The 20,244-nt window shown below is 61.5% G+C and carries 20 protein-coding genes and 2 pseudogenes; 14 read left to right on the top strand and 8 right to left on the bottom strand.

The window, feature by feature from the left end; all coding sequences use genetic code 11:
• Positions 1-204 precede the first annotated feature (204 nt).
• Complete coding sequence (gene istA / locus ACTJJX_RS18420; RefSeq protein ID WP_146537839.1) at positions 205-1,719, top strand: IS21 family transposase; 1,515 nt, start codon at positions 205-207, stop codon at positions 1,717-1,719.
• 17 nt (positions 1,720-1,736) lie between these two features.
• Positions 1,737-2,492, top strand: a complete 756-nt coding sequence (gene istB, locus ACTJJX_RS18415) for an IS21-like element ISPpu7 family helper ATPase IstB (RefSeq protein ID WP_045107743.1) — start codon at positions 1,737-1,739, stop codon at positions 2,490-2,492.
• Between the two features lie 411 nt (positions 2,493-2,903).
• Here istB and ACTJJX_RS18410 read toward each other — a convergent pair.
• Positions 2,904-3,416: pseudogene (locus tag ACTJJX_RS18410) on the bottom strand (IS5-like element ISPre1 family transposase); the annotation flags it as partial.
• Between the two features lie 512 nt (positions 3,417-3,928).
• Between ACTJJX_RS18410 and ACTJJX_RS18405 the strand changes: the two are divergent.
• Positions 3,929-4,675: a DsbA family protein gene (locus ACTJJX_RS18405; protein ID WP_023102473.1), complete on the top strand. Its 747-nt coding sequence runs from the start codon at positions 3,929-3,931 to the stop codon at positions 4,673-4,675.
• 27 nt (positions 4,676-4,702) lie between these two features.
• Here ACTJJX_RS18405 and ACTJJX_RS18400 read toward each other — a convergent pair whose 3' ends face one another.
• The 3 genes and pseudogenes from ACTJJX_RS18400 to ACTJJX_RS18390 form a co-directional block, all read right to left on the bottom strand.
• Positions 4,703-5,278 (bottom strand): IbrB-like domain-containing protein, encoded by a 576-nt coding sequence (locus ACTJJX_RS18400; RefSeq protein ID WP_228379838.1) that lies wholly within the window; start codon positions 5,276-5,278, stop codon positions 4,703-4,705.
• Positions 5,217-5,768, bottom strand: coding sequence for a GNAT family N-acetyltransferase (locus ACTJJX_RS18395; protein ID WP_228379834.1), 552 nt, complete (start codon positions 5,766-5,768; stop codon positions 5,217-5,219). Before ACTJJX_RS18395 ends, ACTJJX_RS18400 begins: the two co-directional genes overlap by 62 nt.
• Positions 5,765-6,727, bottom strand: a pseudogene (locus ACTJJX_RS18390) (DUF3440 domain-containing protein); the annotation flags it as partial. The pseudogene ACTJJX_RS18390 and the gene ACTJJX_RS18395, both read right to left, overlap by 4 nt.
• Positions 6,728-6,935: 208 nt before the next feature.
• On the opposite strand from ACTJJX_RS18390, the gene ACTJJX_RS18385 reads away from it, so the two are divergent.
• The 10 genes from ACTJJX_RS18385 to ACTJJX_RS18340 all read left to right on the top strand — a co-directional run bounded on the left by ACTJJX_RS18385 (position 6,936) and on the right by ACTJJX_RS18340 (position 15,781).
• Entirely contained in the window at positions 6,936-7,361 is a 426-nt protein-coding gene (locus ACTJJX_RS18385; protein WP_023102469.1) for an organic hydroperoxide resistance protein, read from the top strand.
• Between the two features lie 45 nt (positions 7,362-7,406).
• A complete protein-coding gene (locus ACTJJX_RS18380) occupies positions 7,407-7,862 on the top strand; it encodes a MarR family winged helix-turn-helix transcriptional regulator (protein ID WP_031633154.1) in 456 nt (151 codons plus the stop codon).
• 63 nt (positions 7,863-7,925) lie between these two features.
• Positions 7,926-8,678: an SDR family oxidoreductase gene (locus ACTJJX_RS18375; protein WP_023102467.1), complete on the top strand. Its 753-nt coding sequence runs from the start codon at positions 7,926-7,928 to the stop codon at positions 8,676-8,678.
• A 400-nt stretch (positions 8,679-9,078) separates the two neighbouring features.
• The gene (locus ACTJJX_RS18370) at positions 9,079-9,720 is read left to right on the top strand and encodes a glutathione S-transferase family protein (protein WP_033938206.1); all 642 of its coding nucleotides are present in this window, start codon (positions 9,079-9,081) and stop codon (positions 9,718-9,720) included.
• An 80-nt stretch (positions 9,721-9,800) separates the two neighbouring features.
• Positions 9,801-10,913 carry a VIT1/CCC1 transporter family protein gene (locus ACTJJX_RS18365; protein WP_023102465.1) on the top strand — a complete coding sequence of 371 codons (1,113 nt, stop codon included), beginning with the start codon at positions 9,801-9,803 and terminating at the stop codon, positions 10,911-10,913.
• A 191-nt stretch (positions 10,914-11,104) separates the two neighbouring features.
• Positions 11,105-11,554 carry a TIGR03757 family integrating conjugative element protein gene (locus tag ACTJJX_RS18360; protein WP_023102464.1) on the top strand — a complete coding sequence of 150 codons (450 nt, stop codon included), beginning with the start codon at positions 11,105-11,107 and terminating at the stop codon, positions 11,552-11,554.
• Entirely contained in the window at positions 11,551-12,501 is a 951-nt protein-coding gene (locus ACTJJX_RS18355) for a TIGR03756 family integrating conjugative element protein (RefSeq protein ID WP_023102463.1), read from the top strand. The genes ACTJJX_RS18360 and ACTJJX_RS18355 overlap by 4 nt, the downstream gene beginning before the upstream one ends.
• Positions 12,498-13,901 carry an integrating conjugative element protein gene (locus tag ACTJJX_RS18350; RefSeq protein ID WP_023102462.1) on the top strand — a complete coding sequence of 468 codons (1,404 nt, stop codon included), beginning with the start codon at positions 12,498-12,500 and terminating at the stop codon, positions 13,899-13,901. Before ACTJJX_RS18355 ends, ACTJJX_RS18350 begins: the two co-directional genes overlap by 4 nt.
• Positions 13,898-14,248 carry a hypothetical protein gene (locus ACTJJX_RS18345; RefSeq protein ID WP_023102461.1) on the top strand — a complete coding sequence of 117 codons (351 nt, stop codon included), beginning with the start codon at positions 13,898-13,900 and terminating at the stop codon, positions 14,246-14,248. The genes ACTJJX_RS18350 and ACTJJX_RS18345 overlap by 4 nt, the downstream gene beginning before the upstream one ends.
• Before the next feature lie 15 nt (positions 14,249-14,263).
• The gene (locus ACTJJX_RS18340) at positions 14,264-15,781 is read left to right on the top strand and encodes a conjugal transfer protein TraG N-terminal domain-containing protein (protein ID WP_023102460.1); all 1,518 of its coding nucleotides are present in this window, start codon (positions 14,264-14,266) and stop codon (positions 15,779-15,781) included.
• Between the two features lie 8 nt (positions 15,782-15,789).
• Here the strand turns inward: ACTJJX_RS18340 and ACTJJX_RS18335 are convergent, their stop codons facing one another.
• The 4 genes from ACTJJX_RS18335 to ACTJJX_RS18320 all read right to left on the bottom strand — a co-directional run bounded on the left by ACTJJX_RS18335 (position 15,790) and on the right by ACTJJX_RS18320 (position 17,351).
• Positions 15,790-16,170 (bottom strand): DUF3742 family protein, encoded by a 381-nt coding sequence (locus tag ACTJJX_RS18335; protein ID WP_049874861.1) that lies wholly within the window; start codon positions 16,168-16,170, stop codon positions 15,790-15,792.
• A gap of 145 nt (positions 16,171-16,315) precedes the next feature.
• The gene (locus ACTJJX_RS18330; RefSeq protein WP_023102459.1) at positions 16,316-16,735 is read right to left on the bottom strand and encodes a type II toxin-antitoxin system VapC family toxin; all 420 of its coding nucleotides are present in this window, start codon (positions 16,733-16,735) and stop codon (positions 16,316-16,318) included.
• Positions 16,732-16,986: a FitA-like ribbon-helix-helix domain-containing protein gene (locus ACTJJX_RS18325; protein WP_023102458.1), complete on the bottom strand. Its 255-nt coding sequence runs from the start codon at positions 16,984-16,986 to the stop codon at positions 16,732-16,734. Before ACTJJX_RS18325 ends, ACTJJX_RS18330 begins: the two co-directional genes overlap by 4 nt.
• A gap of 173 nt (positions 16,987-17,159) precedes the next feature.
• Complete coding sequence (locus tag ACTJJX_RS18320) at positions 17,160-17,351, bottom strand: hypothetical protein (RefSeq protein WP_023102457.1); 192 nt, start codon at positions 17,349-17,351, stop codon at positions 17,160-17,162.
• Positions 17,352-17,836: 485 nt separating this feature from the next.
• Here ACTJJX_RS18320 and mobH point away from each other — a divergent pair, with 485 nt between their 5' ends.
• Positions 17,837-19,696, top strand: coding sequence for a MobH family relaxase (mobH, locus tag ACTJJX_RS18315; protein ID WP_023102456.1), 1,860 nt, complete (start codon positions 17,837-17,839; stop codon positions 19,694-19,696).
• Positions 19,697-20,244 lie beyond the last annotated feature (548 nt).

The raw sequence follows: 20,244 nt of genomic DNA, 5'->3' as shown, positions 1-20,244 counted from the left end.
TGCGGATTCCACGGTCATCTGGCCACCCATTCCATGAGCATCTGACCACCGATTCCACGGTGATCCGGCCACCCATTCCACGCGCATCCGGCCACTGATTCCACGGCCATCCGGCCACTCAACCGGGCAGGCAGTAACGCAGGATTTCTTCACTACCATCGACCTCTTTTTCGAAGCAGAGAGGTCGTCGTGGAGCGTTTATCCATGCGTAAGATTCGCGAAGTACTACGTCTCAAGTTCGAGGTCGGACTATCGGCTCGCCAGATTGCGGTCAGCGTGCAGGTCGGTCGTGTCACCGTCGGCGACTACCTCAATCGTTTTGCCGCCAGCGGTCTCAGTTGGCCCTGTTCGTTGTCCGATGCCGAGTTGGAGCAGCAACTGTTCCCGCCGGCCCCGGCGGTTGCCAGTGAGAAGCGGCCTTTACCCGATTGGGCATGGGTGCATGCCGAACTGCGCCGCCCCGGGGTGACCCTGGCGCTGCTCTGGCAGGAGTACCGCCTGAGCCAGCCTCAGGGCTTTCAGTACAGCTGGTTCTGTGAGCACTACCGAGCCTGGCAGGGCAAGTTGGACGTGGTGATGCGTCAGGAGCACCGCGTCGGCGAGAAGCTGTTCGTCGACTATGCCGGCCAGACGGTGCCGGTTATCGATCGCCACAGCGGCGAGATCCGCCAGGCGCAGGTGTTCGTCGCGGTGCTCGGCGCGTCCAGCTACACCTTCGCCGAAGCCACCTGGTCGCAGCAGCTGCCGGACTGGCTAGGCTCCCATGCCCGCTGCTTCGCCTTCCTCGGCGGCGTGCCGGAGATCGTGGTGCCGGACAACCTGCGCAGCGCGGTGAGCAAGAGTCACCGCTACGAGCCGGACATCAACCCCAGCTACCGCGATCTGGCCGAGCACTATGGCGTGGCGGTGGTGCCGGCGCGGGCACGCAAACCGCGCGACAAGGCCAAGGCCGAAGTCGGCGTGCAGGTGGTCGAGCGTTGGATCCTCGCCGCACTGAGGAATCGGCAGTTCTTCTCCCTGGATGAACTCAACACGGCCATCGCCGGGCTGCTGGAGCGGCTCAACCAACGCCCGTTCAAGAAGCTGCCGGGCTCCCGGCAGTCGGCCTTCGACAGCCTGGATCGTCCGGCGCTGCGCCCCCTGCCGGAGCAACCCTACGTCTACGCCGAGTGGAAGAAGGCGCGGGTGCACATCGACTACCACGTCGAGGTCGATGGGCATTACTACTCGGTGCCGTATCAACTGGTGAAGAAGCAGCTGGAGGTGCGCCTGACGGCGCGCACCGTCGAGTTTTTCCACGCCAACCAGCGAGTGGCCAGCCACCTGCGCTCAATGCACAAGGGCAGGCACAGCACGCAGGCCGAGCACATGCCCAAGAGCCATCGCGAGCATGCCGAGTGGACGCCGCAACGGCTGATCCGCTGGGCCGAGCAGACCGGGCCGAACACCGCCGGCGTGATCCGGCACATCCTCGAACGGCGCATCCATCCGCAGCAGGGCTACCGGGCCTGCCTGGGCATCCTGCGCCTGGGTAAAACCCACGGTGAGGCGCGTCTGGAGTTGGCCTGCCGTCGCGCCATCAGCCTCGGCACGTGCAGCTACAAGAGCCTCGAATCGATCCTGCGCCAGGGGCTGGAAAACCTGCCGCTAGCTCAAACCAACCTGCCGCTGCTGCCGGACGACCACGCCAACCTGCGCGGATCCGCCTACTACCACTGACCCCAAGGAATCCCACCATGCTGCCCCATCCGACCCTGGACAAGCTGCAAACCCTGCGCCTGCACGGCATGCTCAAGGCGCTGAATGAACAACTGAAAACCCCGGACATCGACAGCCTGAGCTTCGAAGAACGCCTCGGCCTGCTGGTCGACCGCGAGCTGACCGAACGCGATGACAAGCGCCTGAGCAGCCGCCTGCGCCAGGCCCGGCTCAAGCACAACGCCTGCCTCGAAGACATCGACTACCGCAGCCCGCGCGGACTGGATAAGGCGCTGATCCTGCAACTGAGCAGTGGCCAGTGGCTGCGCGACGGCCTCAACCTGATCATCGGCGGCCCCACCGGTGTCGGTAAAACCTGGCTGGCCTGTGCCCTGGCCCACCAGGCCTGCCGGGAGGGCTACAGCGTGCGCTACCTGCGCCTGCCACGTTTGCTGGAAGAACTGGGTCTGGCCCATGGCGACGGCCGCTTCGCCAAGCTGATGAGCAGCTACGCCAAGACCGACCTGCTGATCCTCGACGACTGGGGCCTGGCCCCGTTCACCGCCGAACAGCGGCGCGACATGCTGGAGCTACTGGACGACCGCTACGGCCAGCGCTCGACCATCGTCACCAGCCAGATGCCGGTGGACAACTGGCACGAGCTGATCGGCGACCCGACCCTGGCCGACGCCATCCTCGACCGCCTGGTGCACAACGCTTATCGGATCAATCTGAAGGGTGAATCAATGCGCAAACGGACGCAGAAATTGACGACGCCGGGCACCTCAGACTAACAATGCCACCCCTGCGTCGCTGCGCTCCGACTGCCCGGCCGGATGGCCGTGGAACAGGTGGCCAGATGGCCGTGGAATGCCTGGCCAGATGAGCGTGGACTGGGTGGCCGGATGGTGTGGAATCCGCAGCAGGTAACGCCCCAACTCGTCCTGAAGCCAGTACTCAACCTCAGTTTCGACAGCACTTTAGGGAATAACGATGCGTCATCGGACGGTTTGCTTTCGCTCATCTTCTCCATACTCACCTGCCATCATCATGGGATGACTTTTCCTCGGTTGCTCACCACCGCACCTTTTGGATGCAGCAGCACCGGGTGGTTTGAAGCCTGCTCCTGCAAGCCGACTTCGGAAGGCCTACTTCCATCTTCGGTACAGCATCACAGGTCATACGACCTGTGTTCGTGACACACAATACTGGTTGCCCTTCTTGGTCTGGTGCATCTCCGGGTCCCGCTTGCCGTCCTTGTTCTTGGTCGAGCTCGGTGCGTTGATCAGCGTGGCGTCGACGATCGTGCCTTGCCGCAGAAAGAGACCGCGGTCGCCCAGGTAGCCATTGATGACGGCCAAGATTCCTGCCGCCAGCTCGTGTTTTTCCAGCAACCGCCGGAAGTTGAGAATGGTTGTTTCGTCAGGGATGCGCTCCAGGCTCAAGCCCGCAAACTGGCGCAGAATGGTGGTCTCATAAAGCGCCTCTTCCATCGCCGGGTCGCTGTAGCCGAACCAGTTCTGCATCAGATGGACACGCAGCATCGCTATCAGCGGATAGGCTGGCCGGCCACCGTCACCCTTGGGGTAGTGAGGCTCGATCAGCGCAATCAAGCCCTTCCATGGCACCACCCGATCCATCTCGATCAGGAACAGCTCCTTGCGGGTCTGCTTGCGCTTACCTGCGTACTCGGCGTCGGCGAAGGTCATCTGCTTCATCGGGATACTCGGGCAACGGGATCGGCGTATTTCACCAGAAACGGGGAGTCTTCTTCAGGGTTTCCTTAAGAAGGGATCGAGCACCAACCAAGTGCATTTCCAGCCATCTGAGTGTTATAATAATAAGAACAGGTGATTCTCATCACACACCGCCCAAGATGCGGTCGCGCTTCCCAGCGCCGTTTTTCCCTCCTCGCCGTTGTCGGATTTCAGCGCCGCCAGGCCACATGACCGGAACTGGATATTCAAAATATATCGACGGGTTCGGCCCGAACTTGAATCGCAGCCCAATCCAGTCAGACAGCACCGGCACCTGACCCGGACACAGCGGCACCGAGCCATTTGGACATCGGCTTTCTGCATCGTGACCAGATAGACGCACCGGGCCAACCAACAACCCGGTTCGGTCAAGTTCGCTTTGTTTGCACCAGGAACGGGACGGTTGTGTTCGACTGTGGTGACGAACCGGTGTGAAGCAACCCGACCTTGCGGTGGGCGATCAGGAACCTGTCATGCAATCTTCTCTTTTCTCTCGTTTTCCCCTTCGCCGCATGCTGGGGCCCCTGATGGCTCTCGCGCTCACCTTGTTGCTTGTGGCGACCTGGTATTTGACGAGCCAATCCGGCTCACCTGCAAAGACCGGTGCGGGCAACGCCGTCTCGCAAAGTTTTCAGGCGGGACCGCCATGGCGTTACGGCAAGGCCGACGCGCGCTTTACGCTGGTGCTGTATGCCGATCTGGAATGCCCATACTGCAAGAGCTACTACCCGCTGCTCAGGGCATGGGTCGACCGGAATCCGGAGGCGAACCTGCAATGGCACCATCTGCCGCTCCCCATGCACGAGCCCGCCGCAACACGACAAGCCCGGCTGGCCGAATGCGCGGGAGAGGCCGGGGGCCACGCCGCGTTCTGGCAGGCGGTTACCTGGATCTATCAACAAACCCGCAGCGACGGGGCCGGCATACCTGAAAACATGCAATACCCGGCACTCACCCCGGAAATCCAGGCCTGCCTGGACAGCACACGCACCGAGGCAATCATTCAGGCGCAGGCGAACGAAGGTTCGCGTGAAGGCGTTACCGCGACCCCGACGCTGAAGCTCAGCGACAACCAGAGCGGCCATACACTTGTCCTGCCCGGTCCCGTCGAAGGCGACGCACTGTTGTCAGCCCTGGATTTGCTATCAAGCGATCGCGACACCGGCCAGGGAAAGAATGCCGGGACACCCGACGACGGCGTTGGCAACGCCCCCAGATAGCTTGCGGCTCTCAAGGAAAAGCGAGATCTAATCCCATGACTTCGAATAGTCATGGTCCTTGAACAGACCAGGCAGGCCGGACACCTGCTTGAACCGCAACACCTCATCATCATCCATGCCCAACTCGCGGGCCACATCGCCCTCAGTCCATCCTGTCTGCAGAAGCCTGACCACGATGTCGGTCATCGGCAGCACGGAATAGACACCGCGAGCGCGGTTGTGACGGATGGTGGCGGCGATCCGGTCTGCCGTTGCCGCGCGCCCGCTTCTGATCGAAACCACCGGCAGGTAGCCGTGCAATCGTTTCCTGATCGGCCCCTGCTTCTTGCCGATCTTCTGACGGTGGAAACCATCGACCACGACATGGCTTTCTTCCTGCTCGCGATGCGTGACGATGGGCTGGGTGAAGCCATCGGCGTCGATCGACAATTCGAGCAGCTTCATTTCCGGCGTCGCGACGGAATTCGGGTTGTAGTCATTGGCCTCAACCTGTTCGCCCCGGACCCATTGAACGCAGTCCACCGGCTCATCGGCGAACGGGCTATGCTCGTGCAGCCGCAGCCGGATCTGGTTGATGGCTTCGACTCGCTTCGCCAGCGGCAGGCTGTCCAGTTCGGTGAACAGGGCTTCGGCCCGGTTCGTCAGGTTGATTACTTGTGGCATATTTCTGTCTCTCCAAAGTCACCCAGCTTCCGCGGGAGGACTGAACGTTGAATCCGTGCGGTTCGAGGAACCTTGCAGCAGCCTGCTGCACGCGCGCCGTGCAGATCAGACCCAGGCCATCGACATGTTCCAGAACCTGGCGGCGCAGTTCACCGAACAAACCCCGGCCGCGCGCCTCAGCGCGCAGGTAGCCTTCGCGCAGGCGCACGATATCGGAGCGCTGCTCGATGCTGATGAAGCCCAGAACGCGAGCCTCGCCCTTGCGGCGGACGATGAACCAGCGGTACAGCGGCCCATCGTTGAGCGGATAGCCTCCGCATTCGCGCCGCACGCTTGGGCTGGCGAAGAAGTAGCCCATATGGGAAAAGAACGCCGCCTCGCCATCGGCCGAGCGTATCTGGGCGAATTCGTATTTTGCGAAGGGCTTCATGATGATTGCCCCTCGATCAGCGCCAGCGTGTCGATGTCCTGACGAGCGAAACCGAAGGACAGTGAGCGCGCCATGTCCTGCTTGAGCAGCGACAGGGCGACACGACGCCAGGAGGGTTGGGCCTTGCGGTTTTCCAGCTCAGGAATGCCGGCATCGGGCCAGGAAGACAGCGGGTAGTTGTGCTTCTCCCACCAGTCGATGAAGACCCCGATACGACGCTGATAGACCTGACGCAGCGGCCCCGGCATGCTTCGCAGCAGGAATTCACAGTATTGCCGCCAGGTATCGAAAGTCGGCGGCAACCCCATCCCGCCTCGATAGCCGAGGAAACGCTGGCGGCTGTACCGCGCGGCGTAGTTCGCGCCGGCGACACGCTGCACGACGCGGAACCAGGTCTCGGGCTCCAGCTTGTGGAACAGATCGAGTCCCTTGCGCTAGTCGTCTCCGTAAGGCTGGCAAATACGCATTTGCGAAAACGGCAGGCCCGCCAGATGCATGCGATCGTAGAGCCGGTTGAAGGCATGGCCATGATCTGCGACGTACCGCCAGAGGTCCTCGAACCGCCAGTCGTAGATCGGAAAGAAGGTAACGGCGCGGCTGTCCGGCTGGTCCTTTGCGCTCCACTGGACCGGCGTATGCGTACCAGGCGGCGTCCAGGCGCGCTTCTTCACCCTGGCACGGCGTTTGACCGCCAGAAAGCGATTGAGCGCTTCATCGGACCGGATGCCGACCAGAAAGGCGGTAGGCACATCCCTTGCGAGCCACTCGTTGAATTCAGGAACGAATTCCTCGAACTCCATCCGATGGCGATAGAAAGGGAACCGCGTAGGATCGCTGATGACGGATGGATGGGTTGGCATCGGCCTGATCCAGTCCGCCTCACGCCCCGGTTCCCATGCGCACCAATAGGGCTCCTGCAGGCTGGAAGCATTGCGCAGATTGATCGGCAGGCAGATCCAGGTCAAGGTCTTGTCGAATGGTGAGATCCGCAGTTCTTCCGTCATGTGCATTCCTCTGGGAGTTTAGCCGTGTCCGAAACCTCAGCAGGCGCCGATGCTACGCATGGCTCCGAAGTGCTGCTTCGCGAAGATATACTATTGACAATTAAATTGGTAACAATACAATTTTAGGCAATCTTTGCAAACCCGCCACATCAGGAGAAACACCATGAGCGCACTGTATTCCACCCGTGTCACCGCCAACGGCGGTCGCAATGGCACCGTCCGCAGCGAGGACGGCCTGCTCGACCTGCAATTGTCTCTTCCGCCGGCACTGGGCGGCAAAGGCGGCGCGACCAACCCCGAGCAACTCTTTGCCGCCGGCTATGCCGCTTGCTTCGGCAACGCGGTCATCCACATCACTCGCAACCAGGACGCGAAAATCCGCGACAACGACGTGGACGTGGTGGCCCAGGTCGGCATGGAGCCCAATGGCAGCGGCGGTTTCGCCCTGACGGTGGCGCTGGAGGTGACGCTGGCCGGGGTCGACCAGGCCAAGGCCGAGGCGATCGTCGCCGAGGCGCACAAGGTCTGCCCCTACTCCAATGCCACACGCGGCAACATCGAGGTGGCGCTGTCGGTGCGTACACGCTGAAACGCCATGACGACGAAGACAGGCAGGTGCGCCGATGAACGCGGAGTGAGCGGAACTACCTCCCCCAAGGAAGACGACCCGCTACTGTTGGATCGTCAGATCTGCTTTCCGATCTATGCCGCCTCAAACCTGCTCACCAGGGTCTACCGGCCGGTACTGGCACCACTGGGTCTGACCTATTCGCAGTACCTGGTCATGCTGGTGCTGTGGGAGCGTTCGCCGATCAGTGTCGGTGAACTGGGCGAGCAACTGCATCTGGACAGCGGGACGCTGACGCCGTTGCTCAAGCGCATGGATCGAGGCGGATTCGTCAGCCGGCATCGTGATCCCGAGGACGAGCGGCGGGTCCTGATCACGCTGACGCCGCACGGAGCCGATCTACGCCACGCTGCGCTGGCTGTCCCGGAGACGCTCTCCAGGCAACTAGGCCTCGAACCGGAAGCCATTGATGGTCTGCGCGATGCCGTGAAGGTGCTGGTGCGGGTGCTGGCCAGCCAGTAACCCGCCCGGGACATCCCGTGCAGATCCACTGCACTTCATTCTTCAACACCAAAGGAACACAACATGGGTACTTCCAACAACATCCAGGACCAAGTCGTGGTCATCACCGGCGGCAGCAGCGGGCTGGGCGAAGCCACCGCGCGCCATCTCGCTGGGCTGGGCGCCAAACTGGTGCTGGGCGCACGCCGGCAAGACCGACTCGACACCATCGTCACAGACATCGTCGCGGCGGGCGGTCAGGCTATTGCGGTGAAGACCGACGTGACCCGCCGTGACGACCTGGAGGCGCTGGTCGCTGCCGGCGTCGAAAAGTTCGGTCGCATCGACGTGCTGATCAACAACGCCGGCACCATGCCGCTGGCGCCACTGAACAAGCTCAAGGTCGATGAGTGGGAAAGCATCATCGACATCAACATCAAGGGCGTGCTCTACGGCATCGCTGCGGCGCTGCCGCGCTTCGAGGCGCAAGGCAGCGGCCACTTCATCAACCTGTCTTCGGTGGCCGGGCACAAGGTGCTGTCGCCTATGGGGACGGTCTACAGCGCCAGCAAGTTCGCTGTGCTCGCGCTGTCGGAAGGCTTGCGCGCCGAAGTCGGCAGCCACATCCGCACCACGGTGATCTCGCCGGGCGCGGTCGATACCGACCTCAAGTTCCACACCACCGATCCGGAGACCGCCAAGGGGATACAGGCGTTCTACGAGGCCTCGCAGATTCCAGCGGACGCCGTTGCCCGAGCGATCGCCTATGCCATCGAACAGCCGGACGAGGTGGACATCAACGAAATTCTGCTGCGGCCGACCGCGCAGGAGCTGTGACCCGGCAGGCGCCACGACAAGGTCTTGCGGCACACCGTTTCACGGTGCTGCCGCAGGGGCCGCAAGGCGACTACGCGCCTGCGGAGATCCCGTTTTTTTGCAACCGCGCACTGCGCGATTAGCCCCCTGATGTCGGCCCAGAGGAACTTGACGGCCGGCATGCGGGAGAAAGCCGCCCGCCCGGGCCATTGATTGGCTGCTGCATCCCGGCGACGCGACAGCGTCCGTATCAGCTCGCATCGCCCGCTGATCGAGGCGCAGCCCGCCTGCTCGATGGGCGGCGCGTTGTTCTCCAACGCCCGCCAGAACTGGCCGCCACTGCGGGCACCGGTGGCATCGGCTCAATTTTCGGCCTGACTTTGCAAGTCGGTTACGCAGTTTTACCGAGGAGGATCCACACATGATCACCATATATCACCTGGGCGTTTCGCAGTCGGAGAGAGTCGTCTGGCTGTGCGAGGAGCTTGGACTTGCCTATGCGCTTCGTCGCTTCGAGCGCGACCCCATGACACGGCTGGCCCCGCCCGAATACAAGTCCATCTCGCCAACCAGAACGTCACCGGTCGTGCGCGATGGCGACATCGTGCTGAGCGAATCGGGAGCCATCATGGAGTACCTCATTCACCGGCACGGTGGCGGCCGCCTGGCGGTTGCGCCGGAGCATGCGAACTACCCCGTGTATCTGTTCTGGTTCCATTTCGCCAACAGTTCGCTCACCGCGATGGAGATGGCCAGAATGATGCTGGTCGCAGCGGGCGGGCGCGATGGCGAAGGGAGTCTTGCGTTCGCGGAGGAGCGGATCGATACCGCCTTCGGGTTGGTCGAAAACCAACTCGGGCGCACCGCCCATATTGCCGGCGAAGCCTTCACGGCCGCCGACATCATGCTGCTATTTCCGCTCACCACCATGCGGCATTTCATGCCCAAGGATCTTGCAGGCTATCCGAACATTCTCGGCTACCTGAAGCGGATCGGCGAGCGGGAAGCCTACCGGCGAGCCATGGCCAAGGCAGACCCTGGCATGCTGCCCCTGCTCGCCTGACGCCGTGATCAAGCCGCTCGGCGCCCCGCCAGCGGCCACGACGCTCTCAGTGCGGCAACCAACCCCGGAGGAACGGCCCCATGACCAATACGACGACAGGCCGCTACCGCGCCAATCTGCAGGGCGAGGTGGACGGCGCCGCGATCTACACTGCGCTTGCAGAGAGCGAATCCAATCCCGACCTGGCCGGCGTGTTCCGGCGACTGGCGGCTGTGGAAGCGGCTCATGGCGAATTCTGGAAGAAACGGATGGAGGCAACCGGGGATCACTTCTCACCCCGCCCCTCTCGCCGTGCCCGATTCGTGGCCTGGCTGGTGCGCAGGCATGGCGCCGCCACCCTGCTGCCGATACTTGCTGCCGCGGAAACCCTGGGCAGTCGGACATACGACGATCAGCCCGAGGCGCGCGCGGCGGGGCTCGCCCAGGACGAGCGTTCTCACGCGCTGCTGATGCGGGAAGCCGCCGGGAGCGGAGGACTTTCCGGTCCCATTCTTGCGATACTGGAAGGTCGCCATCGCGGTGGCGGCAACACCCTTCGCGCCGCTGTACTGGGCGCCAACGACGGACTGGTGTCCAACCTCAGCCTGGTGATGGGCGTGGCAGGCGCCGCGGCGCCGGGCTCGGCCATCCTGTTGGCGGGCCTGGCCGGACTTATCGCCGGCGCCGGCTCGATGGCCATGGGCGAGTGGCTGTCGGTGACCAGCTCGCGGGAGTTCTACCGCAGCCAGATCGCCATCGAGGCCGACGAACTGTACGAGTTTCCGGATGAGGAACGCGAGGAACTGACCCTGATCTATCAGGCCAAAGGCCTGACGGAGCTGCAGGCGCGCGCACTGGCCGACAAGCTGTTGGGCACACCAGGGGCCGCACTGGACACCCTGGCCCGCGAGGAACTCGGAATCGACCCCGAGGGGCTTGGCGGCTCGGCGACCGCCGCGGCCGTATCATCCTTCATGTTGTTCGCGGCTGGCGCCATCGTCCCGGTGCTGCCGTTCATGTTTCTATCGGGTATACCAGCATTGGTTTCCAGTCTGGCCACCAGCGGTTTAGCACTCGGCCTGCTGGGTGCAGGTACCAGCCTGTTCACCGGGCGCGGCACGCTGTTCTCCGCCGCCCGCCAGGTCGCCATCGGACTGGCCGCCGCCGCGGTCACCTATGGCATCGGCGCCATTTTCGGCGTGACACTCGGCTAAGGCACCATCGAGCTTTTGGCCGCTCATCCTTGCCGCGGTCCATCGAGGCGGACTTCAACTCCAGCGATGCCTTGGTTTGTTCAGCGAGCACAATGCGGATAAGGCGGGTTTCCGATTGTTGGCTGACCCGCGGGCACGTTCCGGATGAACTCTGAGACTCCACAACAGCAATCTGTTTCAGGAGTCCGGACATGCTCAACCCGTTTCGCACCCAATCCGGGCCGATACGCTTTCCATCGGCGGTAGCCAGCGCCTTGTGCGTAGCATTGGGCCTGGCCAATCAGGCGGCCAGCGCCGCAGAAGTGACCGTTTTCACCGACCGATCCGTCACGCTGACATCGGCGGATAACGCCAATGTCGTTCACCTCGACACTGCACAGGAAATCGAGGCCAGCCTCGCGGCCGATCTGCCCGCCGATCCCCATCGTGCCCAGGCCATCGTCCAGGGACGCCTTCAGCAGGGCGGCTGGCAGCTGCAACGCGCCCTTGCTTCCGCCTGGCAGGGCGTGGCCGATGCCTGGGGCCTCAGCGTTTCAACCGTTCCTGCAGTCGTGGTCGACCGGCGCTACGTCATTTACGGTGAGTCGGACGTAGCGAGGGCGGAAGCCCGTATCGAGGCATACCGGAGGGCGCAGCCATGAAGCGCGCCCGTCGTCTCCGCGCCGCGATCGCGGCCCTGATGCTTGGAACCGCATCGTCGGCCTTCGCGCTCAACACCGCATCGATCACAGCCTCGGCCCTATCCCCCGATTGCCTCGAATACCGGGTCGTCGGGATCTGCTACTGGCTCTTCTGCACCACCTTCGGCTGCTCGGTGCGGACCTCGGTGAAAGTTAGCCATTACGTGCCCGATGCCGTGGTTTCCAGCTACGCCAATACTGGCGAGAACCCGTGGGTAGAAGTGCGTGCCATGAGCATGCCGAACACCACGGCACAGGCCGGCGGCGATGGCACAACGAACCAGGACCACGAAAACAACCTGTCAAAGTTCAAAAACGCTGACGTGATCGGTCACCCCGGCGGGGCTGTCCTGGGTCAGCTCGCCAGTGCTTCGGGCTATTCCTGCGAAGGTGCAGGCACGGCCTTCATGCCATACCTGCTGAGCACGCTCGACACGGTGGCATGGCGCTATAACGTGCCGGAGGCCGTCTATCCGGAAGCACTGATCCCTGGCATGCGCGAGATCGGAGCTCGGACCTCTCTCAACCTGTGGGGCGCCGTCTACCCGAGGGGCGGATTCCTGCATCAGACCGACGACTACAAGAGCGGTGCCGTCGTCGCGCAGCGCGCCGGCGATATCGTCACCCGCCGCGGCCAGATTCACGTCTACCAGCCGCTGCTCGCTACCGCGCGCGACGGCTACTGGCCCGCAGGCGAGCTCGCCGAAGGCGACGCCTCCACCGGCAAGTGGCAGGAACTCACCCCCACGATGTCCAGTTCGTGCGCCGTCTTTCCCCATTCGAACCAGCGCGTCCAGGCCCAGCAAGGCGACTATGCCTGGGCGCTTTGGCGGCCCTACAGCTGCTGCCAGCGCCGCGGACAGACCTTCCTCGGCAGCGTCGACTTTAGCGGAGGGAGCGCACGATGACTTCATCCTCCACTCTCGCACTCAGCAAGCACTTCCGCCGGGGCCTGCTTGTTTGCGCCCTGACGGCGGCATGCTCTGGTGCTGCCGCCCAGACGAGTGTCAACGAATATGGCCTGCAGCATCGCGGCAGCGTCATTGGCGACGATGTGCTGTACAGCATCGGCGGCGGACGGGCGGTATCCATGACGGGCGCGGCAAACATGCGCTCGATCGGCGTCGGCGTTGGCTGGAACAGCAACCTCATTTGCGGCGACATGAGCCTCACCACCACGTTGCAGAACCAGTTGAACGGCATCACCAACGGGTTCCAGACCATCATGTCGAATGTGATCCAGAACGCCACCAGTGCGGTGGCTTCGCTGCCTGCGCTGATCATCCAGCGCGCTGATCCCGGTCTCTATAACCTGCTCACCAACGGTGTCCTGCAAGCCAGGCTCGATTTCGACCGCTCGAAACTCACCTGCAGGGCGATCGCGAACAGGATGGCCGACATGGCCGGTGGCCAGCTCGGCTGGGACCAGCTCGCGGAAGGCATGGCGCTCAAGAAGGCGGTTGCCAGCACCGATGCGGTTTCCGCGATCGAGGAGGCAGAAAGCAGCAAGGGCAATGAAGGCGTGCCCTGGGTCGGAGGCGACAATGCCGGCGGCTCGGGCCAGGCGCCTATCCGCGTGGTCGCTGACGTGACGCGCGCCGGCTACAACCTGGTCAACGGGCGCAGCGTCGATGACACCTCATCCATCGATTCCGGCAGTTGCGGCGACCGACTGGCGTGCCAGACCTGGACCTCTCCGCAGGCTGCCGTCACCTGGGCTACGCGTGTGCTGGGCGAGCAGGAACAACGCACCTGCGAGAGCTGCACCAAGACGCAGACCACGCCCGGCGTCGGTCTGACACCGCTCATTCAGGAAGAGTACGAGACCAAGCTGGAGAGCTTGCAGGAACTGATCTCGGGCAGCAAGTCGATGAGCTTCGACAACCTGCAGGCGGCCAGCAGCACCTCGTTGCCGATTACCCGTGGCGTGATCGAGGCGCTGCGTGATGAACCCGATCAGGACATCCTCGCAAGGCGTCTCGCTTCCGAGGTTGCGCTCGCCAGCGTGCTGGAAAAAGCATTGCTGCTTCAGCGCACGCTGCTGACCGGGCGGATGGAGCCGAATGTGGCCGCGAACGAAATGGCCCAGGAGGCGGTCACGCAGGAGAGCAACATTCTCGACCGCGAGATCAACAACCTCAAGACTGAGCTCGAACTGCGCCGTGAGCTGGCCAACAACTCCCCGATGCAGATCATCCAGCGCCACAGCACCCGGGCTGCGGGTTCGCGGGGTGTGTACCAGGGCGATCCCATCCCCAATCGCCTCGATGAATTGCAGCGCTCGCAATCGGGAGGAAGCAATCCATGATCCCGGCCTGGCTTCGCATGCGGTGGTTGTTCAATCGCCGTGTCGGCTTCGCGTTGCTGTGGACGATCCTGCTGCTTGTTGTGGCGATCTCCATCAACCTGATTGGCATCCGTGTGCTTGGCAGTATCGAAGGCTGGCAGCGCTGGATGGACGACCATACGGGCTATTTCCTGGCCTGGCGTCTGCTGCTTTATGCGGGCCTCGCCTGGGGTTGGCTCTGGATGCGTAAACGGGTCCTGGCTCGCGAACCTGGTACGGAACCACACCAGCGCCTCATCCGTGTCGAAATCGCCGGCGTGGTGGCTCTGGCCGTTCTGGAAGGCAGCCTGCTGCTGCAGTCCACTTGATGAGCGGAGGACACGATGACGCTCTATACGTCCGATTATCTGGAGTATTACCTGACACTGGTTGGGTGGATCGTTCATAACGGCATCTGGTCGGTCCTGGTCGCCAGCGGCTTGTTTGCGCTCCCGTTTATCGCGATCGTCATTCAGGAATGGCTGAAAGCACGCGCGGAGGGAGCTGACGAGGGCAACAAGGGCGTGCTTTCCTCGATGCGGATCGAAAACCGGGTGTTCGTCGCCATCGTGGTGATCATGTTCGCCGGCATTCCGTTCATCGATGTGGATCTCAACACCATCAGCTTCGATCAGTCCCGCTCCAGCCAGTGCCAGGTGAACGTTCCCGCGCCCAGCGATACAGGTTGGGGCCAGTCATTCACCACGCTCAACAACCAGTCGGCCAAGGTGCCGGTCTGGTGGTTTTTCATGCACTCGATCTCCAAGGCTGTCACCGGTGCCGCCGTCGCGGCGATCCCGTGCGGAACCGACCTGCGGCAGATGAGGATGGACATCGACAACACCCGTATCGACGACCCCTTGCTGGCTCAGGAAGTGACAGATTTCGCGCTCAATTGCTACGGTCCCGCCCGAGCCAAGCTGTTCATGAACCGCCCGACTCTGAGCGAAGAGCAGATGGCGGACGTCAGCTGGATCGGCTCCAATTACTTTGTCGACACGCCCGGCTACTACGACACTTATCGCTCAAGCACGCCTCGCGAGTCATGGCCGTACGATGACAGCCGTGATGCGGGGCTGACCGAGGTGCCTAGCGGCGCCGGTTACCCGAACTGCCGGGAATGGTGGTCGGATGGTTCAACCGGACTACGTGCGCGCCTGCTGGCTCAGGTCGATCCCAATCTGCTTTCACGCATGGCGAACTGGGCTGGCTTCATCTCCAGGACCGAGCTGGACGATTCCGTGATCCGCGCCATCGCGGCCCCGCGGCAACAGAAACTGAACCAGGGCGCCGTCTACACCGACTACGGCGGCCAGATCGACAAGACCTTGCCGAATGTCGTTACCCGAGCCGCGGGCGATGTGGGGATGGCGGTGGGTGCCGTGGGGTTCTTCCCGGCGATGGACGTCATGCGTCAGGCTTTGCCCATGGCGTTGTCACTGCTCAAGATGGCGCTGGTGATTTGCATTCCGCTCGTGCTGGTGATCGGCACCTACGACCTGAAGACCGTGGTGACCGTCAGCGTGATCCAGTTCGCCCTGTTCTTCGTGGATTTCTGGTTCCAATTGGCAAGGTGGGTCGACTCCACGATCCTGGACGCGCTCTATGGCTGGGGATGGGGCTACAACCGTCCGATGACCTATTTCGACCCGGTGATGGGGCTGAACAATGCATTCGGGGATCTGCTGCTGAACTTCGTGATGGGAATGATGTTCCTTGTGCTACCAACTTTTTGGGTTACTACGCTTACTTGGGTGGGAATTCGAGCTGCTGGCGTAGTTGCTGGATTGGCAAGCGCAACGAAAGATGCCACTGCGGCTGGAGGAAAAGGACCTAGCGTTATCTCCAGCAAGCTGAAATAACTTAACGCTTACAGATCTTTTTCATCAGGGAAATCGGGGTGGTCCGTGTCGTTATAAGGCACAGGATCGTACCAGGGCATTTCCCTGAGATCATCATGCCTAGTGGATGGCCACTTATCTTCCTCTGCATCAGCGCCTTGTCCGGCTGACCAGGCAACTGCGACAACGAACAGGAGCAGCAAGGCCAGCCAGAAGGCGACGCAGAGGAGAACGCCAAGCACCGCGAGCCTGGCAAGCCATGGGAGAGCCGACGCCACCAGTCCGGGGACGCCTTGCGCAACCAGCCAGCGAGCAGCCTTCTTTTCCAACCGTGTATAACCACGCCAGGCACGCCCCATGCCGCTACCGAGCCGATAGGCCCATCCCTTGTTGTGTGCGTGCGTTGCCATGGTCATATCCTCGCTTCTCACTGTTGCATTAGTTCATCGTCGAAATATCTTCCTGTGTCGTTCGCAGACGGGTTGGAGGCACTGCTTTCTTACTTCAGACCTCCACAAGGGAGCTTTGTTCGTTCTAGTTTCTCAAGCACCTGGATCAACGCTTCCACGGATCGATCACTGTGATGCCACAGTCCACGAAGTCCTTGACGTTGCGGGTTGCCAGGCTGGCGCCTCGCGACTTTGCGATCGCCGCGATCATGGCGTCGAACTGGCTGATCGGCTTGCCCGCCAGTTTGCGTGACGCTGCGATTTCGGCGTAGGCATCGGATGCGTCATTGTCGAAGCCCAGCACCTGTCCGGCCATATCCGAAGCAAAGATGCCGTGAATCGCCTCCATGAGCGCGGCCTTGCGTTGGCCGTCCGGCAGCAGGCGCACGCCATACAGCAACTCCGCCCGCGTGACTGTCGTGGTGAACAGCGCTGAGCGAGGTTGCTGAGCCAGCCAGGTCAGCGCAAGTGCATCGGGAGCTGGGCGAAGTGTCTCGGACAGAACGTTGGTGTCGAGGACGATCATGCATCAAACTCCGGCGGGTTACGAATGGCATCCCGCGCCGGCAGGTCTAGCTCGATCCCGCCTAGCGGCTCTACCCGCGCACGAATAGCCTCGATCAAAGAATTGCCGCGTGCAGTCTCGGTCGATAAAGCCGCCCGCAAGATGTCGCGAGCCTCATCTTCCATCGAACGGCCATGCTGAGCGGCTTGCACGCGCAGACGCGCTTTCAGCCCCTCGTCAATGTTCCTGATGGTCATCGTGGTCATTGCCATGTCGCACCTCCATTAGTCATTGATGACATATTAGTCACCGACTAACGGAAACGCAAGGTGGCAGCTCTCACATCGGCCTGCTTGTGCGACAGCAGGGATCGCATCGGCCGTAGGCGGATATCAATGCTGTGTGGCAGGCATCAGGTCGCCCGCAGTATCGAGATCAACGCGCCTCAACTTCTCCAGCAGATCAAAAAATTCGCGTTCGCCCCCAGAATGCGGGTGAACACCGCACACTGGCAGATGAGAGAGTCGAGCAATAGGCGCTGGTCCAGTGCGGTATCGCATTCCGCTACGCCCGACATGATGAGCGCATACGCGCGTTGCGCGTGAATGCTGGTTCTGTTGTTGTCTGAATGATCCATGTTGTCCCCTCCGTGGCCTTGTTCCCCTGCGCCGCCCGGAATGGAATCCGATAGATGGCGGCGACCCGCAGGGGTGAGAAACCGGCTGATACCAGACCGGCCAGACGCGAACGTCTGCCCTACGGATCGCCATAACGCGACCCGCTGGTATCAAGTTCGGGTTCTCACACCCGGCGCCTATGAGTGGCGCACCGCAAGGATTGCACATCGCAATTTGCTGGAGCAATAAAAAGATCAATTTTTTCCGCTAGATAAGGCCAAATTCTGTCGCAGCCTAGAACTGCCGTACGAAGGCATCTTGGACGACGACAAAGGGACTGCATCCGTGCCGCATTCCTGCTCGCTGGAACTGGCCCAGAGGGCTATATCAAAGGGTTTCGGCAAGGGCAAAAGGTCGTCAAGGGGCAAGGGAATGGGGCCCAAGGGGAATGGGCCTATCCGGAAAAGGAAAAGGCTCCCCGCCGACCGCAATTTCAGGTGCTTTCATGTTCGCGCTGTTCCAACGAAAACGACCCGTGCAGGCCGCTACCACAGCGCCCGCCACTGCAACAAAGGCCAAAGGGCTGATGCGACCGGAACCGGCCGCATCGCTGCTGGCCACCGCGCGCCGGCAGAAGCTGCTGGAGCACATATGGCAGCGAACATCACTCTCGCGTCAGCAATTCGCAGTGCTGTACCTCGGCCCGTTGGAACGGTACGCCGAGTTGGTCCAACAGTTTCCAGCGTCGGAATCGCACCACCACGCCTATCCCGGCGGCCTGCTTGACCACGGGCTTGAGATCGTCGCCTACGCACTCAAGCTGCGACAGTCCCACCTTCTCCCAGCCGGGGCGACACCGGAAGATCAAGCCGCGCAGGCCGAGGCCTGGACAGCCGCTACAGCCTATGCGGCGCTGCTGCATGACATCGGCAAAATTGCAGTCGATCTGCACGTCGAGATGAACGACGGCAGTTTGTGGCACCCCTGGCATGGACCGTTGCAGCATCCATACCGCTTTCGCTATCGGAAGGATCGCGAGTACCGCCTGCACAACGCCGCGAGTGGATTGCTTTACAACTGCGTGCTCGATCGCGAGATCCTGGACTGGCTCAGCAGCTACCCCGAACTGTGGGCGGCGCTGCTTTATGTCCTGGCCGGCCAGCATGAGCACGCCGGAGTATTGGGCGAACTGGTCACGAATGCCGATCGGGCTTCCGTGGCGCAGGAACTCGGCGGAGATCCCGCCAAGGCGATGGCTGCACCGAAGCATACATTGCAGCGCAAATTGTTGGAGGGGCTTCGCTACCTGCTCAAGGAAGAGTTAAAGCTGAATCAACCACAGGCCTCGGACGGTTGGCTGACGCAGGATGCCTTGTGGCTTGTTTCCAAGACTGTCTCGGACAAGCTGCGCGCACATTTGCTGTCTCAGGGCATCGAGGGTATTCCGGCCAACAACACGGCCGTCTTCAATATCCTGCAGGACCACGGCATGCTCCAGGCCACGCCGGATGACAAGGCTATCTGGAAAGCGGTCGTCACCAGCGACACTGGCTGGACCCACACGTTCACTCTGCTTCGGCTTGCACCAGCATTGATATGGGAAGGCAGTGAACGCCCGCCGGCGTTTCAGGGAACCGTGGAAGTGGTGCAGGATGACACCTCTACGGCGGATGCATCCCCCGCTTCACCAAACGTTGCGGAGCAGCCTTTGCCGTCCACCGGCTCGGCAGCTGCTCCAGCGCTCTCCGCTCCTGGACCTGGTACGCAGGCGGCCAGCGTGGATGGCGTCGATGCGTTGCTCGATCTGCTCGGGACACCGGACGTGACGCTGCCGTCGACCACAGCATCTCCGAACGAACCAACTGAGACAGGCACCACGCAGGATCAGGAGCCTGAGCTGCCGCCTGCCGCTCCTTCAACTGCCGAAGTGAAAAACGAAACTCAGGTGCCTCCATCTGGCGAACACTTCATCGCCTGGCTGCGTCAGCATATCAGCACCCGCAAGCTGATTATTAACGACGCTAAAGCCCTGGTGCATACCGTCTCCGATACCGTTTACCTGGTCAGCCCAGGATTGTTTCAGCGCTACGCACAAGAGCATCCCAAAACGGCATTTCTGGCAAAACAGGAAAATGTTGCGGATTGGCAGTGGATTCAGAAAGCGTTCGAAAAGCTGCAATTGCATCGTAAACAGGATAGCGGCCTGAATATCTGGACTTGCGAGGTCACCGGGCCACGGAAATCAAGGCGATTGCATGGCTATCTGTTGGCTGATCCCACACGTCTTTTCGATGAAGTTCCGCCTAACAATCCATACTTGACTTTGGCAACGACCACATCACCAACGGCATCAGGCGTATATTGAGGCGCTGCAAATTGAGTTTGGCGAAATCTACCTTTTTTCAGGTACGGTAATCAAGCTCGGCATGCTGCGCGGCCTTCCATGCCCAGCGGATGAGGATATCCAAAAGCGCAGCCAGCGCCCATCTCCTGGAAAATCAACGAACGAGGAACGAATTTCGGCTGCAACCTGGATCGCCTCCAGCGCACCTTGTAGACCATCACATTGAGGCAAATACCTGCCGCGGGATTTGCCTTCCACCTATGTCGTTCGCCTAACGAAAATCCTGCTCAAATCGAAACCTGAAAATCTTATGAGCACACGTCAACAATTCGGTGTGAATGCATTCACGAAAATATAATCTTTAAGCACATTCTAATAACAATTTCCACCGAGTTACATTTAAACCAAACACCAGAAGCGTCTCCCTCAATTGTCAATTCGGATAAATGCAAGCGACAATCAATGATAAGAAAAAGATATTTAATGCAGTTCAGAAAATGCCAGACCTTGCACACCTTGGAACAGGTCTACAGTCATATGAAAGACCGCGTTCCATCTTGGGGTTTGGG

Origin of the sequence: Pseudomonas sp. 22490, from assembly GCF_052044465.1 — a bacterium.
Taxonomy (GTDB): domain Bacteria; phylum Pseudomonadota; class Gammaproteobacteria; order Pseudomonadales; family Pseudomonadaceae; genus Pseudomonas; species Pseudomonas aeruginosa.
The sequence above is the reverse complement of the archived record's forward strand: the minus strand, read 5'-3'. Positions and strand labels throughout refer to the sequence as shown.

Excerpts from the sequence above, each read along its gene's own strand:
- ACTJJX_RS18360 (WP_023102464.1), top strand. The coding sequence starts at position 11,105 with ATGCTCAACCCGTTTCGCACCCAATCCGGGCCGATACGCTTTCCATCG.
- istB (WP_045107743.1), top strand. The coding sequence starts at position 1,737 with ATGCTGCCCCATCCGACCCTGGACAAGCTGCAAACCCTGCGCCTGCAC.
- ACTJJX_RS18335 (WP_049874861.1), bottom strand. The coding sequence starts at position 16,170 with ATGGCAACGCACGCACACAACAAGGGATGGGCCTATCGGCTCGGTAGC.
- ACTJJX_RS18385 (WP_023102469.1), top strand. The coding sequence starts at position 6,936 with ATGAGCGCACTGTATTCCACCCGTGTCACCGCCAACGGCGGTCGCAAT.
- ACTJJX_RS18320 (WP_023102457.1), bottom strand. The coding sequence starts at position 17,351 with ATGGATCATTCAGACAACAACAGAACCAGCATTCACGCGCAACGCGCG.
- mobH (WP_023102456.1), top strand. The coding sequence starts at position 17,837 with ATGTTCGCGCTGTTCCAACGAAAACGACCCGTGCAGGCCGCTACCACA.
- ACTJJX_RS18365 (WP_023102465.1), top strand. The coding sequence starts at position 9,801 with ATGACCAATACGACGACAGGCCGCTACCGCGCCAATCTGCAGGGCGAG.
- ACTJJX_RS18350 (WP_023102462.1), top strand. The coding sequence starts at position 12,498 with ATGACTTCATCCTCCACTCTCGCACTCAGCAAGCACTTCCGCCGGGGC.
- ACTJJX_RS18345 (WP_023102461.1), top strand. The coding sequence starts at position 13,898 with ATGATCCCGGCCTGGCTTCGCATGCGGTGGTTGTTCAATCGCCGTGTC.
- ACTJJX_RS18405 (WP_023102473.1), top strand. The coding sequence starts at position 3,929 with ATGCAATCTTCTCTTTTCTCTCGTTTTCCCCTTCGCCGCATGCTGGGG.
- ACTJJX_RS18325 (WP_023102458.1), bottom strand. The coding sequence starts at position 16,986 with ATGGCAATGACCACGATGACCATCAGGAACATTGACGAGGGGCTGAAA.
- ACTJJX_RS18340 (WP_023102460.1), top strand. The coding sequence starts at position 14,264 with ATGACGCTCTATACGTCCGATTATCTGGAGTATTACCTGACACTGGTT.
- ACTJJX_RS18370 (WP_033938206.1), top strand. The coding sequence starts at position 9,079 with ATGATCACCATATATCACCTGGGCGTTTCGCAGTCGGAGAGAGTCGTC.
- ACTJJX_RS18355 (WP_023102463.1), top strand. The coding sequence starts at position 11,551 with ATGAAGCGCGCCCGTCGTCTCCGCGCCGCGATCGCGGCCCTGATGCTT.
- ACTJJX_RS18375 (WP_023102467.1), top strand. The coding sequence starts at position 7,926 with ATGGGTACTTCCAACAACATCCAGGACCAAGTCGTGGTCATCACCGGC.
- ACTJJX_RS18395 (WP_228379834.1), bottom strand. The coding sequence starts at position 5,768 with ATGAAGCCCTTCGCAAAATACGAATTCGCCCAGATACGCTCGGCCGAT.
- istA (WP_146537839.1), top strand. The coding sequence starts at position 205 with ATGCGTAAGATTCGCGAAGTACTACGTCTCAAGTTCGAGGTCGGACTA.
- ACTJJX_RS18330 (WP_023102459.1), bottom strand. The coding sequence starts at position 16,735 with ATGATCGTCCTCGACACCAACGTTCTGTCCGAGACACTTCGCCCAGCT.